Genomic DNA, 15,744 nt, shown 5'->3' on the forward strand with positions numbered 1-15,744 from the left:
TGAGCCTCCCTACCTCGCACTGTCAAGAATTCAGTGATTTCGCAGCGAGATGCAAAAATACTAAGGACTACGGGTTGCGGATCACCTAAGCCGTTGTGTAAAACCTGCCAAAACCTCAAGAACCTATCAAAACCTATAGGTCTTTGAGTTTGTGTCTACTTCCTGCTTCTTCGTTTCGTGCCTCTCAAACAAGGTCTTACTGAAACTCCACAGGCGTTTTACGTCTCCTCGCAACTCGTGGCGACAGTTAAAGGTCAAGCGGGACACAGGTTGATAGCCGCGTTGAGGTCTCGGTCACAGGAAAAACCGCATTTTAGGCAATTGTATACTCTGTCTGAGAGCGTAAGGTGCTTTTGCTTGTGTCCGCAGTGGCTACAGGTTTTAGAACTGGCAAAGAACCTATCGGCTTCGGTTATCGGTATCCCACGCCTTTCTGCCTTGTATTTGAGCATCGTTAGAAATCTCGACAATGCCGAGTCGGATAACGCCTTTGCTAATGACCGATTTTTCAAGAGTCCGCTGATGTTCAGTGTTTCTATACCAATAGCACTTGCTTTACGGACAATCTTTGTAGTCGCTTGGTGGTGTGCATCTTCACGGATATTTGATATACGATAATGAACACCACCAAGTCGTTTCTTTGCCTTATGCCAATTCTGTGAGCCTTTCACCTTGCGCGATAAAGCACGATTGGCACGCGCTAACTTCCGCTCATATCGTTTCAGGGGGCGTGGGTTCTCATAGGTATCGCCATTTGAACAAGTCGCCAGTGTGTTGATACCCACGTCAATGCCCATCGGCTGCTTATCGTCAAAGAGAGACGGTTGATGATTATAATTGTTGCTCTCAAGGTTTCGGACGGTAATAGACACAAACCAGCGATTATTGCGTTTAGATACAACGACTTTACTGATTTCACCGGTATACCGCAATTCCTCACGCATGCGCACCCAGCCGATTTTCGGCAACTTAATACGCTTTTTGTAGACTTCAACCGTTCCGAGTCCATTGTCGGCTTGGTAAGAACATTTACCACTTCGGTTCTTATAGATGGGAAACTTGTTTTGTCCACTTTTCCAGCGGGTTATCGCGTCTCCGAAATTGTGAATCGCATTCTTGGAGGCATACTGTGATAGGGCATCACACCAATCAAACTTATCACGCTTAACAGCGTTAAACTCACGTTTGATGTCCACGTGGCTACGCCATTCGTCTTTATCTAATCCTGCTTTAAAGGACGATAAAGCGAAATTAAACGCAACACGGGCATAGCCAGCATGTTGAGACATAAGCGTGGATTGCTTGTTATTGGGGTTTAACTCTATTTGCTGTGCGCGTAACTGCATTGGGTTCTCACGTATCATGCTTTTACCGCTTGCTACAGTCGGTCGGCGAGGGGACTGCCCTTGCAGGCAGGTAGCAAGCCCTCGCCACGTGATATAAATATTATAGCACTTTCTCAAAATATTATCAAAAAAAAACAGCATAACTTTAGATTTTTATAGGTTTTTATAGGAAATTGCTAACTGCAACATATCCCTATACTCAGACGTGATGCAATACTTATGCCAATGCCAATTTTAACGTATGCGTAAGCCAACCCGTTTCGGACGTTGTCCGGAATGAAAACACAACTTGACCGCCGTTGGTTGCTTGCTAATTTTTTAGGCAGTGTGGTCGACTCCTGTCTAATTATGATGCACCGATCGATTGATGGTGCAAACGCGAAATAGGTTGAATTCCATAACGCCATATTGAGGATGTAAAGTCAAGCAAAATCTTTAGCAGAAAAAAATAAGGCTGCTCCAACTACACAAAAAACTGGATAGTTGGAGCAGCACGAATAGAAACCACTCTCCTAAGTTTGCCCTGAACCGTGGTATTTAAACAGCGGTTTGGAAAGCTTCCCAGGCATCGCCCGCTGCTGCGGCTTGACGTTCTAATTCAGTGCGCCACCCAACAATCTTTCCAGACTTAATCTGCCGAATGTCATACCCGGCATATCGGTCCTCAAGCGTATCGCCGAGTTTTTGGGTTTCTGCCCACCGGTCCCATGCCGTCTTCATAAACTCATGTGGTAAAGCGTCTCGGATAGCAGGATCGAGTTGCCAAGCACTTCGAGCGTCTGCGACCGAAGGTTCACCGGTGGATTCACCTGACCATTTCGACCAACCGATCGACAAAGTGTTGCGCTCGCGCTCAGGCACGGTATGCCCTGTGTGGATATTGTTGCCATTGCGGATGAGTGCCTCGCCCGGCTTGAGTCGGATAGCAACCTGATCGGGCAATGGGTCAGATTTGTTCCAACTCGGCGTATAGGGGACACCCTGATCCTTCATCGACTGTGGAAGTAGCACGTCATGCTCAAAAGGGGTGCGCCATCGATGATGGCTGCCCGGGATAAGCTCATGGCATTCGTCGTCCGTGAGTGCCAAAAACATGCTCACGCCGTTCCGTTCGGCAATTCGTTTCTCGTTGCTTTCTTGAATTTCTTTCCAGCGGATCCGCTCTACCTCTTCGGAATAATCTTCAGGGGCGTCCCCGCGAATTTCCCGCTGTGAGAAGTAACCTGCGCCGTCCCCCCACCACGTCACGTCTCTGTGCCAACTGGGCCCGTTTTCGTTCCGTCGAGGGTTCGCCCACAGCAGCATACCACTAAACGTCAAGTCATCAGGTTGAAGCCCATGACACCAAGAGGCAACAAAATCCAGGAAATCCGAAGAGCCGTGAAATTCGGAGAAACTCGGCTCTTCAAAAGCGGGATGGATGAGCCCTCGAATCGCCCACGGTTCATCTTCCGCTGCACGGTGGACGTACCCCTTTGAGCTGTCGATGATGTCGTAACTATTTTCGGGGGCACACGCCTCCGTAACACGGCGACCCGCCTCTCGAAGAATGGGAATCCATGGGTTATCAACAAAGTCGTTGATGATGACAAAACCGTGCTCCTTCAGGTACGCTAATCTTTCAGGCGTAGCACCGGGAGCTGAAAGTTCAGGTTCGAAATCCGCAAACGCTGTCGCGCGGTAGGTCTCTTTCACTGGTGATTCATTCGTGCTCATTTTTTCCCTCCTATTAGACAGTAACTTTGAGCCAGAACGCTATTTTAGCACACTTCACATATTTCCCAAAACATTAGTGGGTAGTGCCTGATAATTTCACATGAAGATACACCTTTCGGCAGTATCTGTCAAGAAAAATCGGTTTGACTTTTCCATCAAATATGTTATTATTTTTCTAGCGGTTCAAAAGATTGCGCCCACCGCTGCAAACCAAGAAATAGGAGATGATTATGAATGCAGAATCACCGCTACAGGATCGACGTTTTAAACTAAGTCCAGATGAACTCTCACATTGGAATGAGAACGGTTACCTCGTCCGTTTGAACGTATTCACCGCGGAAGAGAACGATGCATTCCGCCAAACCGCCGAAGACATTGTAGACAGGAAACGCCCATTTCCAACCGTCCACATCGATCAGAATGCCCTCGTCAGAGACGGGAAAGCAGAGCAGCAAGGCATCTATGCGATGCACAAAATCCATTTTCCGAGCTGCTACGACCCAGAATTCCTTGCACGCGTTCGGGATCCGCGTCTCACGGATCCACTCGTTGACCTGCTAGGTCCGGATATCCTCGGTATCAATACGCTGTTTATCTGGAAAGCCCCAAAGATTGGTCTCGGTTTCCCGTGGCATCAAGATAAGTTCTACTTCCGCACTCGGTTTAATACGGAGACAACTGTCGGGACGTGGACAGCTATCGACCCTGCAGACCGAGAGAACGGTTGCCTCTATGTGATTCCGGGTAGCCATAAACGCGATATTTTTCAACACGACGCTCTTGAAGGCTCACAACAGCAGGAATTCAAAATGGCACAAGGTGTTCGAGACGAAGACGGTGTAGCGGTGGAAGTCCCGCCCGGTGCAGTCATCTGGTTCCACAGTCATCTTCTGCATAAGAGCATGGACAATCACAGTCTGCGGTTCCGCCGGAGTTTTGTCGCCCATTACCTCAGTGCGCAAGCGGAATGGGTAAAGCCTAAACCGACCGGAGGGTCCGCCGTCATGTGGATTCGCGGCAAAACCCATCCCGGTAAAGTCCAAGAAGTTGAACATGATGTTCTACCCATCCCCGAATCTTAGGAAGCATTATTGATGAACACAGATGCAACACTACAAGGCCGACGTTTTGGCTTAAGTCCAGATGAGTTAGCATATTGGAACGAGAACGGTTACCTCGTCCGTTTGAACGTATTCACTCCGGCAGAGAACGACGCTCTGCGTCAAGTTGCTGAAGACATCGTGGACGGAAAACGTCCATATCCAACCACGAACATTGATCAGAACGCACTCGTCAGAGATGGGAAAATAGAGCAGCAAGGCATCTATGCGATGCACAAGATTCATCATCCGAGTTGTTATTGCCCGGAATTTCTCACACGTGTGCGCGACGCGCGTCTCACGGATCCACTCGTTGACATCCTCGGTCGGGACATCCTCGGCATCAATAATCTATTTATCTGGAAGGCACCGAAAATCGGTCTTGGTTTCCCGTGGCACCAAGACAAATTCTACTTCCGCAATCGGTTTAATACAGAGACAACTGTCGGGACATGGACGGCTATCGATGCCGCAGATAGAGACAACGGTTGCCTCTATGTGATTCCCGGTAGCCACAAACGCGATATTTTTGAGCATGACGACCTCGAAGGCTCACAACAACGGGAGTTCAAACTCGCACGCGGTGTTCGCGATGAAGACGGTGTCGCAGTAGAGGTGCCACCCGGTGCGGTCATTTGGTTCCACAGCCATCTCCTGCATAAGAGCACGGATAACCACAGCCTGCGGTTTCGCCGGAGTTACGTCATCCACTACCTCAGTGCGCAAGCAGAATGGGCACATCCTGCGGCACTCAATGGCAGGCGAAGACAACCCGTCATGTGGATTCGCGGTAAGACCTTCCCCGATAAAGTTCACGAAGTCGAGCGCGATGTGCTGCCCATTTCCGAATCCGCTTGACATTCAACACCAAAGGAAGATGTAATAATGATTGATTGGAAATCACCTGTGATGATATTGATGGTTCTGTTGTGTGGCACTGGTATATGCGTAGCGGATGTGTTGGAAGATGCGCTCGTTGGCGTATGGCTTTTCGACGAGAACCAAGGGGGGACAGCGGAAGATGCATCTGGAAACGGCCATGAGGGCGATATTCAGGGTGCGAAATGGGTTCAAGGCAAAATAGGAACGGCTCTCGAATTCAACGGTGATGGAAATATCGTGGAAATCCCACATCACGCCGATTTCGATCTCACGGAATACACAATATCGGCGTGGATCAAAACGGAACCAACCGGACTCTGGCAAACCGTGATAGGAAAGGAACCCGTTGCGGGGAACCCCAGAAATTATGGGATCTTCGTTGCGGGTAATACGAAGTTGCTCGGTGTGAACTACACCACTGCTGGCGCATGGAAGACAACCTTTAGCAAAACAGTCGCTGCCGATGGTAAATGGCATCACGTCGCTGCGACCTTTGATGGCACGTTCCTTCGGGCGTATTTTGACGGTGTGATGGAGGGCGAAACCAAGACTGAGATTCCGCCCGATCATAATACGGAACCTGTCCGAATTGGGCGTTGGGGGAATCCGAGAGGCGATTTCTGGTCAGGCGTGCTGGATGAGGTCGCAATGTTCAATCAGGCACTTACCGAAGACGAGATTCAGGACATCACGATGAACATGCGAGATGCCCTAGCAGTCGAGGCATCGGGGAAACTTACGGTAACATGGGGAGCACTCAAGCAGTCAAAAATTGAACGGGACTAATCCGAAAATTTTCGTCCTTTTTTCTCCGCTGGTGAGTTAGGAACTTTGCAGCAATCTCCTATATTGAGGTTGGATTTTACATTGCTGACATCCGCACAGTGATACGGCACTGATTCCCATTTTCGCTCTTCACAGCGGCGGTACCCCTTTATTCCAACGAGGCAGATTGACCATTACAAGATCAACATCAGGAAGATTTTCCTTCAATTTCGGTTTGAATACGACGCCAAGGAACTTCTCTATCCCTTTTTGTATCTGTTCTGGTCCTATTACAGATAAGGTAGATGCCCACGTAACATACAATCGTGTAGGTTTATAGGCTCGAATTTCAGGGTCTTTGAGATCCGCTGCCAATTTATCTTTGATAATTCCGCTTCCGACTTTAAGCACCGTGCGATTGTTGTCAATTCCCGTCCAGATGATATAGATCCCGCTGATACCGACACTATAGTCGCCAAGACGGGCCTCAAGACGGCCATCGTTTAATATCTTTTCATTGAATTGACACCAGAGGGAGTTTTTGATACATTTTTGCCAGTGAACGGTTATCATCGTCATAATACGGAATCTCCTCCTGTTTTCCTTTCCGGAAAGCGATTACTCGGCACCCGAATAACGAACTTTTATTAAACGAATTCTTTTTTCCATGCCAATTATATTAATCATACAGAGTCAGAGAATGAGACAGGCATTTTGAATTATAACGTGAAATATATGATTAACGGTACAGTTTTGTTAGCGAAGAAAAGAAAAAACCGCGTGTGGGTTTTCTTTCCGTCGTTAGCGAAAAGCCCAACCTTATGAAAGCGAAGTGTTTTGCTTGGGTATTTCCGCAGGAAACCTCGTCGGTAAAAGGTGATTACCGCGTGGATTGATCTGGAGGTTGGGGTTGGGAATCGAACCCGTAGATACGACGCATGGTCGGGGTGGCGCGTTCGACGACCTCTCGTTTGAGATGATGCACGAAATCGAACATCGGTTTGACGAAGGAACGACAACAGAAACAGATTAACGCGATACGCTGCCGATCGGTTGTGTTGGCACCCGCGGAATGCCAGATCGCACCGTTGAAAAGGAACACGGAACCTTTCGGGGCGGAAAGCCGAACCTCATCGGGATGGTGGGTGGTACCCGGAGGCGGCTTGATCCGCTGGAGATGGATACCCGGTACATGACGAGTTCCACCGTTCTCTGGCGTGAAATCGTCGAGCAACCAGAGACTGTTGGCAACCAATGGGAAACTCGGCAGCGGCTCCGGCATTGAGCCAAGTACGCTATCAACGTGGTAGCCACCATCCGGCGCGCCGGGATCGATAATGTTAGAAGTGAGTGTGCTGAGTGTATAATCAGGACCGAGCAGATGTTCAAAGTAGGGCATCACCTTCGGACGAGCGACGAGCTGCTCGTACATCTGTCCCTTGTTGACTAACCAACGGACGTGCTGACCATGCCCATCAGTATGTTGGCGTGCCAACCCGTTTTGCTTTTCTTCCTCCGCTAATCGAAGTATATCGGCTCTGTAAACCCTAATTTCTTCGTCGGAAAGCACATCAGGAATGACGATGCACCCCAGTTCGTCCAATTGCTTTTTTTCCGCCTCGGTGATACCCATTTTGCATTCTCCTTCAATAGGTGAGTGGGTGTTTCCTCCAGAAAACCGCTTCTACCGGATATAGGGAAACCGGATTTACTTACGCCGCGAAGGGATTCAGACACTCCTCATAGACGTTAAAATGTTCGCCTTCATGCTCTTCAGCATCAACAAGTTTGAGCCAGAGTGCGCTGTCCTTCTTGTCACCACTCAATTGTCGACGGCTGCCAAGATTCGACGGATCCGGTCCACTCCAGACGACTTCGCCGCCTTGCATATAGATGAAGTTGTTACGATACCGGTCAATGAGGTCCTTCTGGTTTTCGAGGTAAGCCAATCCCTGTTCACAAGTCGTTCGCCGCCAATTCGCAACTGTTTCCGGCGTATCCGTTTCGATAGAATCAAATTCTGCCAACGGTGCCTTGACTTCGCTCTCCCAATCGATCTCATCCAAGTTGACGGTGCCGTATCCGCGCTGTGCGGCGATGAGGATATGGTTCCGATCGCGCTTGAAGGGGGGGGTGGGCCAATCCGACTGTGGATCGTGTCCCATCAGGTGCATACCCACAGTGTCGGTGGAGATTGGATGATCCCCTGCGATGAGTGCGTTACAGATTCTGCCTTCACCGCCCCATTCGCGTCCCCATTGTCCCGTCAACGCATCAATAATATTGAGGCACGGCTTCGTAATGAGTGCCAGATCCGGGAGTACATAGGAGAGTCGGATGAGATGATGGTAATAACTACGTGTCCTGCCTTCTGGAAGAAGCATCGGTGGCAACCCGAACAGGTTTTTGGTGCACAAAGTGATGCCCATGAAGGCGTGGTTTTTCATCTTCGCGACAGAGACGACTGCATCCGTATCGTCAAAACAAGAACTCAACGTATAGCGATCAAACATTGAACCACCGCCGGGGACATCGTAGGCTTTGAAGGGTGGCAGGTTGGAATCGACGAACTGCACGTCGAATTCTTTCAGAAGGTATTCATAGTTGAAACCGGGGGGCATCCGATGCCCGTGGGTATACGGGTTTGTGTCGGTAGCGACCAACTGCGCCGTGGTGTGTTCCTTGATTAATCGCAATACGGCACGACAAACCGCATCGTCTACCAATTCTCGGCGACGACCCTCAAAGTAGATAATACGCTCAGCCGGTTTCATCATATTGAGTTTCATGACCACTTTCTTAGCAGTCTCAATCGGTTTCCATGCCTCGGCGAGTGGGTCAGTGATACGGCGGAGTGTTTGATAAATCTCCTCCTCTGTTGCGCGATAATCACAATGTGCCGCTCTAACTTTGAACTGTTTCTCTTGCATGAGGTGACTCCATTTACGGGCGTGAATTTTCAAAATAGTAGCATGCTATTCAAAAATTGTCAAGTCCGATAGGATTTAGCATGCAACCGTAGTTTGCGTCGAAAAAATGTAGAGTTCAATTTTTCGCTATAATTGCGCGCGCAAAAGGCGGCGCATCACCTTATTAGAAGCGGTTCGTGGCAAGGCATCCACGATGACGACATCGTGAATTCTGAACAGCGGGTTGAGATGTTGGGAGAGCGAGGCTTGCAACGCATCATGTACCTCCTGTTTTGTTAAAACGGATTCCGATGCTGCTGGTACAGTATAGATGACCAGTTGGCTCGGACCACCATCTTCTGGTGAGACAGCAACCGCCGCTGTTTCCTGTATCCCATCAATAACGTTAAGTACCTCTTCAATCTCCGCGGAGCTCACCTTGATACCGCTCAAGTTCATCGTATCGTCGACGCGTCCGTGAACCCGATATTTCATCCCCGTAAGCCAAGGTTCATCTTCAAATTTGCTGCCGAACCTTTCGATCGCATCGCCGTGGCGGCGCAGATTCGGACTCGGTGTCCCTGCAAAGTAGACTTCACCGTGGTCAGCATTGAGTAGGCTCGTGGAGAGACCAAGGGAAGGTGGGACGATGAAAACTTCACCGTTGTCAGAGAGGTTTCCATGATCATCATAAAGTCGGAAATCTAAACCAAGTGCTGGCGTTGTGAAGGTCGAAGGCGCAGCAGGTTGAACCCGCGTGCCAGTGACATACCCGCCTCCGATCTCGGTGCCGCCGCAATACTCTATCACCGGTTTATAACCCGCCAAGGACATGAGGTAAAACATCTCCTCTGGATTAGAGCATTCACCCGTTGAACTGAAAGCTCGGATTGCGTGCCAGTCCAACCCGTGCATGCATTCCGTATTTTTCCACGCTCGGACGAGGGTAGGTACGACACCGAGCATGCTGACTTTCGCTTTCTGGATAAAAACACCGAAGTCGCGCTCTGTCGGAGCCCCACCATCATATAGAGCAATAGTGGCTTTGTTGATGAGGCTGGCGTAGATGAGCCACGGTCCCATCATCCAACCGAGGTTTGTATACCATGCCAACACGTCGTTGGGATGAATGTCGTGGTGTAGATAAGCATCCGTAGCACATTTGATAGGAGTGGTATGCGTCCATGGAATCGCCTTCGGTTCACCAGTGGTTCCGGAGGAGAAGAGGATATTGGTATGGGAATCAGGATGGCACGGGACGGCGGTAAAGGTTTCCGTGTCACTCAGAAAATCGCTCCATACCATATCGCCTTTGCGTAAGGTCTGTGTAACCCCGCCCCCACCTTCACATGAGCAAATGATTGCTTTTGGTGCGTTTGCGGCGATCACTTTCTCATACAACGGGAGGCGTTTACCTGCCCTATTGATATAGTCTTGTGTGAAGATCGCTTTGGCATTGCCGATACGGAGACGGGTGGCTATCTCATCTGGTGCAAAACTATCGGCGATGCCAACAACAACGCCCCCCGCTTTGACGATCCCCAGATAGATAGCGACAGATTCAGCATTCATCGGCATGTCAACTGCTACCGCGTCACCTTGTTTCAAACCAATTTCGACAAGTCCATTCGCGACACGATTGGTGAAGGATTCCAACTCACGATAGGTAAGCGTTCCCAGATTTCCGTCGTTTTCGCGTTGCGTAACAATAGCGATAGCATCAGGAGGCGCGTTGAAGCAGCTTTCGACGATGTTGAGTTCACGTAGATTTGTCGTGATGCCTGTTGCGTCTTGTTTTGGCTCGGCGTTCGTGGATACCGTCTTAATGCCCAATGCCTCAATCATCATCTGCCAAAACGTGTCCCGATTTTGGACTGTCCAAGCATGAAGTTCATAGTATGTTTTCAAGCCTAAAGCCATCATTAGACGGGTAATATTTGCTTTGGTGATGTCTTCGTTCGTAGGAAACCATGCAGGTGGTGGTCCACAGGTTGTGCGATCAAAGTCGGCATATACCGTCTCATAAAGCAGTTGATGGAGGGCAAATGGATGGTATGGCGTGAGAATGTGGCGTGAAATTTCGTACCAACAGGCAGTCGGAGATTGCGTCTCCAATATCCGATTGATGACCTCTGTGATTTCTGATGCTTCTGCTTTGTCCAATCCGCAAGCGATGAGTTGTTCAACAGTCAGCATGAGACGGGTTCCCTCTTTTAGACGCTGCGGGTCGTTTAAACGGCGGCATCAGTTTCAAATTCAACGAATCTGTAAATCTGACGTAAGGAGAGTTCTGCCCCGATTGAAACGAGTGGCAACACGTTCTCAAGTGCGCTAAATTCGCTGAGTACCCATTGTTTATCTTGACGGAGATAGTGTTCAACTTGGACCTGATCCTGTGCAATAAGGAGGTATTCTTGGAGTGATTCTAATTGCCGGTAGCGTATGAATTTCTCACCTCGATCATAGCCTGCTGTTGAAGCAGAAAGCACTTCAATAATGACCTGCGGATTGATGAGTGTATCGAAAGCATCATCCTCAAAACTGGGTTCATCACAGACAACCGTTACATCTGGATAGAAGTAGGAGACTTCTGCACCAATGCCGACGCGCATATCCCCGGTAAAAATCCTACATCCGCCTTCTGTGAGTTGATTATAGAGTTGAGTTACGGTGTTCACTGTGATAAGGTTATGCGCAAGGCTAGCTCCGGACATCGCGATGATCTCGCCGCTGAGATATTCGCTTTTGAGCGTTGCCTTCCGTTCGGCAGCGATGTATTCTTCAGGCGTTAAGTAGGTTTGAGCTGCAACAGATGACATACAAGCCTCCTATACCATGTTGCTTTAGGATAGGGTTCAATACTTTAGAGTATAGCATATTATTAAGAAAATTGCAACCATTCTGCGAACATGAAAAAAGGCGAGGTTAAGAAACCTCGCCAGCGAAAAGTGAGAGCCTCGCAACTGGGAAATAGCTCGTATTGAGGGAATGGCGTGTCCATGCTATTCCGGTGCTAAGGCCCGCAACCGATTGACGGCCTTTACAACCTCATCGGCGACAACATCAATTTCTTCCGCGGTGTTGTAACGTCCCAAGCCGAAACGGACAGCAGTCAATGCCAATTCATTGGGGACTCCCATTGCAACTAAGACGTGTGATGCCTTCACCGATTCAGAATCACATGCCGACCCAGTTGACACCGCGACGCTTTTAAGCCCCATCAATAGGGCATGGCTCTGTACACCCGCAAAACAGAGGTTCAGATTACCCGGTAGTCGCTGCTCAGGATGTCCATTGAGATGAATATCCTCCAAACGGGTATTCAACTTCTGATGGAGTGAATCCCGCAAAATCGCCACGCAGTTTTTTCCGGTCTCCATATAGTTTTTAGCAAGTTCGCACGCCGCCCCTAATCCAACAATACCGGCGACGTTTAAAGTGCCCGGACGAACCCCATCTTCCTGTCCACCGCCGTGGAAAAGCGAACGCGGTCGAGAGCCGTTTCGACGAATGTAAAGTGCTCCGATCCCCTTCGGTCCGTAAATCTTGTGTGCCGTTAGGGATGCGAGACCTACACCGAGTCTCTCCATATCCGATGGCAACTGTCCGATGCCTTGCACCGCATCCGAATGGAACGGCACGCCATGCTTAGCGGCAACAGCGGCAACAGCGGCAATCGGATTTATCGTGCCCACTTCGTTGTTCGCGTACATGAAACTCATCAAAATCGTCTTCGGTGTAATGGCAGCTTCCACGTCGTCAGGGCTCACCCTCCCGTATTTGTCTACCGGAAGATATGTAGTTTCAAATCCCTCTGTCGCCAAAACGTGACATGTATCGAGGATTGCGTGATGCTCCGCCGTACTTGTGATGATGTGGTTTCCCCTCTCTCTGCAGGCGTAGGCGATTCCCCTAACAGCGAGATTGTCCGATTCGGTCGCACCGCTGGTAAAGACGATCTCCTCTTCTGAAGAACCGAGCAGTCCAGCGACCTGCTGGCGCGCTTTTTCCACAGCATCCTTCGCCGTAATACCAAATGGGTGTGTGCTGGACGCGTTGCCGAAGTTCGTCGTGAGGTAAGGCAGCATCGCCTCCAAAACTTCGGGGGCAATTGGCGTTGTGGCATGGTTGTCCATGTAGATAATGTTCTTCATGAAGGTGTTCCTTTTGTGCGGAGGAAAAGTGGACGGCACACGGCACGCGTCTACTACTTTTAAAGGCGTTCGCGGAACATGTCAATCATACCATCAGGTGGATCAAACGGCAATTCAACGACAGTGTTTGTCAAACCGCTATAGTAAATTCCCAGCAACAGGTTGAACTCCGCGAGGGATTGCTTCAAGTGTGTTGGATGCTCCTGAGTTTCATCATCGAGCCACGCAAAGACTGCGTCTGTGAGTCCACCTTGAGCAATAACATCCTGTGCGCCGTAGTTGAGATCGCCGCCTTCATATCCACTGCCCGGTAGATTCCGCTCCCAACTCTCAAACCGCCAGTGGACGAATCCTTTTTCACCAAAGACGCAGACGCGCTTATGCCGATTATTTCCTGTATCGGGCAGTACGCGTGGTGCCATCTCTGGTCCGAATGCGACTGAGACTTGCACACCGTTCGCGTAGGTCACGAGTGCCGTGGCGTTGGCAGGCGAAGGTTGCGCGGAATCGAGTTGTTCCGCACCAGAGATCTGTCCTTGGACCTTCACGGGTCGCGAGTTATCGATATAGGACGACACGAGTTGTAAGACGTGTGGTGCTTGGTCGACGGGTGGGTTGCGTGCGCTTGCCTCAATAAACTTAATCGCACCGATTTTGCCTTCTGCGACATCACGCTTGAGGGCAAGGTTCTGTGGATGGAAGTTGAGTTGTGTATTGACAACGAACTTTGTTTTGGTGCGTTCGGCAAGCCCGGAAATCTGCCGCCAGTCTTCGCTCTCCACAGCAATTGGTTTTTCAACGATTGCTGCAGGCACGCCGTGTTCAGAGGCTTGATTCATTAGCGGGTAGCGGATGCGTTTGTTACTCCCGCGCAACACGGGCGCAGTAACGATGTGCAGGAGATCCGGTTTCTCCTTTGAAAGCATCTCGTCGAGATCGGTATAACGAGCTTCAATGCCAAACTCATCTCCGAAATCGTTGAGTAGCTCTTCCTGCATGTCGCAAATAGCGGCAAGTTTACCACCCTTGACGTGTTCATAGGCGCGTGCGTGCCCGCGCGCACGTCCTCGACATCCTAAAATCGCACTTTTATACATTGTAGTGTCTCCTTTTGCGTATAAATCCAGATAATGCATTATAGGGCGAATGTCGTTTTAAAGCAACGCTTTTCACAAAATTTCAATTCAAAGAAAAACGGAAATGCGGTATAATATTCTGAAAAGTAGAAACATAGCGCGGGAGGAAAAGATGCAACGTTACCTGTCTATTTTCATAACGTTCTCTGCAGTAGTCCTCTTTTCAGGATGCCAATCCAAGGCACTGCAAATGCTGATCGAACCACAGGAACTTTACAACTACGCTGTTACAGAAGGCGTTACCTGCACGTCCCAAGAAATGATAGATGGTGATGTGAAGACAAAGGGCTATGCTGACGGACGGTGGATTCACCTAAACTTACCAAAACAAAAGGCGCTTCACCGGATTACCATCCATGGAACTAATATTATAAATGCTATGATATACGAGAAATTGGAAGGTGAAGGGCGTTGGCGTGCTTTTATGCAGATCCAGAACAACGAAAGCCCAATCATTAAAATGCGCGTCAGCGGTGTCGTGACGGAAGCAATCCGCATCTACATCAGCGGCACCACCGATGATGAAAAACAAGCCAGTCGGTATGATCCCAGGCGCGGTGCAATCGTCCCGCAAATAAGGTTAGGTAGAGCCTTTATACATGAACTTGAGGTTTATGGACTCGTCTCAAAGGGGGAATCCCCAGAGTGAATAGCATAAGGGGCAGACAACAATGAAACGCTTGATTTTTGAAGATATATACAGTTGGGGGGTCTTTAGCCGAGACCGTCAGATAGACTTTAATGGACATTTGTGGGTGCGTCCAGACGGAAACATCCTGATAGATCCGGTTCCAATGTCTGACGACGACCAAGAACACCTGAAAGCCCTTGGTGGCGCGAAATCGATCATTTTGACGAACGCCGATCATGAACGTGAAGCCGCTGCCTTTCAGAAATGGACGGGGTCAGACGTGATTGTTCACGCAGCCGATGCCGACGCGCTGAACATCACAGCCGCTCGAACGCTTCAGGACCATGAGACGATTGTTCCGGGATTACACGCCATCCATCTCAGGCACGGAAAAACGCCTGGTGAGATTGCCCTCTATTTTCCCGAGAAACAGACCGTCCTGTTCGGGGATCTTGTGGTAGGTGAACCGATGGGCGCGCTGACGCTGCTCGCCGATAGTAAGCTGAGCGATCCACCGAAAGCGGCACTTGAACTGCGCAAAATTTTGGGACTCCGATTTAATACAATCCTTGTCGGTGACGGTCACTCCATCTTTAAAGATGCGCGCCAATACCTCATTGACTGTCTGCAAGCGCGTCGCGATATCTACATCAACCGCATTCATGTCGATGAAATCGCGTGGCAGCATAAAAATGCGCCACACCCATACGACTTCGAGGACAAGGACATCGACCCGCTCATCGGTGGCAAGAATTTAGGGTATCGCGTGATTCGACTACAACCCGGTAAGATGAGTTTCCCGATGCATTTCCACAATTTCGGAGAGGAGATGTGCTACGTCATGGAGGGTGCTTGTACGCTTAAAACCCCGCGAGGCGATGTAGAAGTCAGTGAAGGCGACTTCCTTGCGTTTCCGCCGGGCACCATCGGTGCACATAAGTTTGTAAATAGCAGTGATGCACCGGTCACGTTGTTCATTCTGGGCACGACTACACCGCACGATGTGAGTGAATATCCCGATTCTAATAAGGTCCTCCCGTATGCAGTCGGAAAGATTTATCGTAGAGACCCAAGTCTGAGTTATTGGGATGGCGAGGTTTAACAC

The 15,744-nt window shown here is 49.6% G+C and carries 14 protein-coding genes; 5 read left to right on the forward strand and 9 right to left on the reverse strand.

All coding sequences use genetic code 11. The features are described 5' to 3' along the window. Window positions 1-254: 254 nt before the first annotated feature. Together J4G07_01350 and J4G07_01355 are read right to left on the reverse strand one after the other, a co-directional pair. Window positions 255-1,346 (reverse strand): transposase, encoded by a 1,092-nt coding sequence (locus tag J4G07_01350; GenBank protein MCE2412627.1) that lies wholly within the window; start codon window positions 1,344-1,346, stop codon window positions 255-257. A 537-nt stretch (window positions 1,347-1,883) separates the two neighbouring features. Then, window positions 1,884-3,062, reverse strand: a complete 1,179-nt coding sequence (locus tag J4G07_01355; GenBank protein MCE2412628.1) for a hypothetical protein — start codon at window positions 3,060-3,062, stop codon at window positions 1,884-1,886. 230 nt (window positions 3,063-3,292) lie between these two features. Here J4G07_01355 and J4G07_01360 point away from each other — a divergent pair, with 230 nt between their 5' ends. Genes J4G07_01360 through J4G07_01370 form a run of 3 tightly spaced genes read left to right on the forward strand, consistent with a single transcriptional unit; the run spans window position 3,293 to window position 5,830 of the window. After that, entirely contained in the window at window positions 3,293-4,144 is an 852-nt protein-coding gene (locus tag J4G07_01360; GenBank protein MCE2412629.1) for a phytanoyl-CoA dioxygenase family protein, read from the forward strand. A gap of 12 nt (window positions 4,145-4,156) precedes the next feature. Further along, complete coding sequence (locus J4G07_01365) at window positions 4,157-5,020, forward strand: phytanoyl-CoA dioxygenase family protein (protein ID MCE2412630.1); 864 nt, start codon at window positions 4,157-4,159, stop codon at window positions 5,018-5,020. A 27-nt stretch (window positions 5,021-5,047) separates the two neighbouring features. Beyond that, entirely contained in the window at window positions 5,048-5,830 is a 783-nt protein-coding gene (locus J4G07_01370; GenBank protein MCE2412631.1) for a LamG domain-containing protein, read from the forward strand. Window positions 5,831-5,959: 129 nt separating this feature from the next. On the opposite strand, the gene J4G07_01375 is transcribed toward J4G07_01370, so the two are convergent. The 7 genes from J4G07_01375 to J4G07_01405 form a co-directional block, all read right to left on the reverse strand. After that, window positions 5,960-6,388 (reverse strand): hypothetical protein, encoded by a 429-nt coding sequence (locus J4G07_01375; GenBank protein ID MCE2412632.1) that lies wholly within the window; start codon window positions 6,386-6,388, stop codon window positions 5,960-5,962. A 301-nt stretch (window positions 6,389-6,689) separates the two neighbouring features. Then, on the reverse strand, window positions 6,690-7,442 hold the full coding sequence (locus tag J4G07_01380; protein ID MCE2412633.1) for a phytanoyl-CoA dioxygenase family protein: 753 nt from the start codon (window positions 7,440-7,442) through the stop codon (window positions 6,690-6,692). Window positions 7,443-7,521: 79 nt separating this feature from the next. Beyond that, window positions 7,522-8,739, reverse strand: coding sequence for a DUF362 domain-containing protein (locus J4G07_01385; protein ID MCE2412634.1), 1,218 nt, complete (start codon window positions 8,737-8,739; stop codon window positions 7,522-7,524). A gap of 126 nt (window positions 8,740-8,865) precedes the next feature. Continuing rightward, window positions 8,866-10,914 carry an AMP-binding protein gene (locus tag J4G07_01390; GenBank protein MCE2412635.1) on the reverse strand — a complete coding sequence of 683 codons (2,049 nt, stop codon included), beginning with the start codon at window positions 10,912-10,914 and terminating at the stop codon, window positions 8,866-8,868. Between the two features lie 35 nt (window positions 10,915-10,949). Then, on the reverse strand, window positions 10,950-11,537 hold the full coding sequence (locus J4G07_01395; protein ID MCE2412636.1) for a Uma2 family endonuclease: 588 nt from the start codon (window positions 11,535-11,537) through the stop codon (window positions 10,950-10,952). Window positions 11,538-11,720: 183 nt separating this feature from the next. Continuing rightward, on the reverse strand, window positions 11,721-12,872 hold the full coding sequence (locus J4G07_01400) for a cysteine desulfurase (GenBank protein ID MCE2412637.1): 1,152 nt from the start codon (window positions 12,870-12,872) through the stop codon (window positions 11,721-11,723). Window positions 12,873-12,931: 59 nt separating this feature from the next. Beyond that, window positions 12,932-13,969: a Gfo/Idh/MocA family oxidoreductase gene (locus J4G07_01405; protein ID MCE2412638.1), complete on the reverse strand. Its 1,038-nt coding sequence runs from the start codon at window positions 13,967-13,969 to the stop codon at window positions 12,932-12,934. Window positions 13,970-14,120: 151 nt separating this feature from the next. Between J4G07_01405 and J4G07_01410 the strand changes: the two genes are divergently transcribed. Beyond that, entirely contained in the window at window positions 14,121-14,657 is a 537-nt protein-coding gene (locus J4G07_01410) for a hypothetical protein (GenBank protein ID MCE2412639.1), read from the forward strand. A 22-nt stretch (window positions 14,658-14,679) separates the two neighbouring features. Further along, window positions 14,680-15,741 carry a cupin domain-containing protein gene (locus J4G07_01415; protein MCE2412640.1) on the forward strand — a complete coding sequence of 354 codons (1,062 nt, stop codon included), beginning with the start codon at window positions 14,680-14,682 and terminating at the stop codon, window positions 15,739-15,741. The last annotated feature ends 3 nt before the right edge of the window (window positions 15,742-15,744 follow it).

The organism is Candidatus Poribacteria bacterium (genome assembly GCA_021295715.1).
Classification (GTDB): Bacteria; Poribacteria; WGA-4E; order WGA-4E; family WGA-3G; genus WGA-3G.

Coding starts and splice junctions, on each gene's coding strand:
- J4G07_01350 (MCE2412627.1), bottom strand. CDS start 1,346: ATGCAGTTACGCGCACAGCAAATAGAGTTAAACCCCAATAACAAGCAA.
- J4G07_01355 (MCE2412628.1), bottom strand. CDS start 3,062: ATGAGCACGAATGAATCACCAGTGAAAGAGACCTACCGCGCGACAGCG.
- J4G07_01360 (MCE2412629.1), top strand. CDS start 3,293: ATGAATGCAGAATCACCGCTACAGGATCGACGTTTTAAACTAAGTCCA.
- J4G07_01365 (MCE2412630.1), top strand. CDS start 4,157: ATGAACACAGATGCAACACTACAAGGCCGACGTTTTGGCTTAAGTCCA.
- J4G07_01370 (MCE2412631.1), top strand. CDS start 5,048: ATGATTGATTGGAAATCACCTGTGATGATATTGATGGTTCTGTTGTGT.
- J4G07_01375 (MCE2412632.1), bottom strand. CDS start 6,388: ATGACGATGATAACCGTTCACTGGCAAAAATGTATCAAAAACTCCCTC.
- J4G07_01380 (MCE2412633.1), bottom strand. CDS start 7,442: ATGGGTATCACCGAGGCGGAAAAAAAGCAATTGGACGAACTGGGGTGC.
- J4G07_01385 (MCE2412634.1), bottom strand. CDS start 8,739: ATGCAAGAGAAACAGTTCAAAGTTAGAGCGGCACATTGTGATTATCGC.
- J4G07_01390 (MCE2412635.1), bottom strand. CDS start 10,914: ATGCTGACTGTTGAACAACTCATCGCTTGCGGATTGGACAAAGCAGAA.
- J4G07_01395 (MCE2412636.1), bottom strand. CDS start 11,537: ATGTCATCTGTTGCAGCTCAAACCTACTTAACGCCTGAAGAATACATC.
- J4G07_01400 (MCE2412637.1), bottom strand. CDS start 12,872: ATGAAGAACATTATCTACATGGACAACCATGCCACAACGCCAATTGCC.
- J4G07_01405 (MCE2412638.1), bottom strand. CDS start 13,969: ATGTATAAAAGTGCGATTTTAGGATGTCGAGGACGTGCGCGCGGGCAC.
- J4G07_01410 (MCE2412639.1), top strand. CDS start 14,121: ATGCAACGTTACCTGTCTATTTTCATAACGTTCTCTGCAGTAGTCCTC.
- J4G07_01415 (MCE2412640.1), top strand. CDS start 14,680: ATGAAACGCTTGATTTTTGAAGATATATACAGTTGGGGGGTCTTTAGC.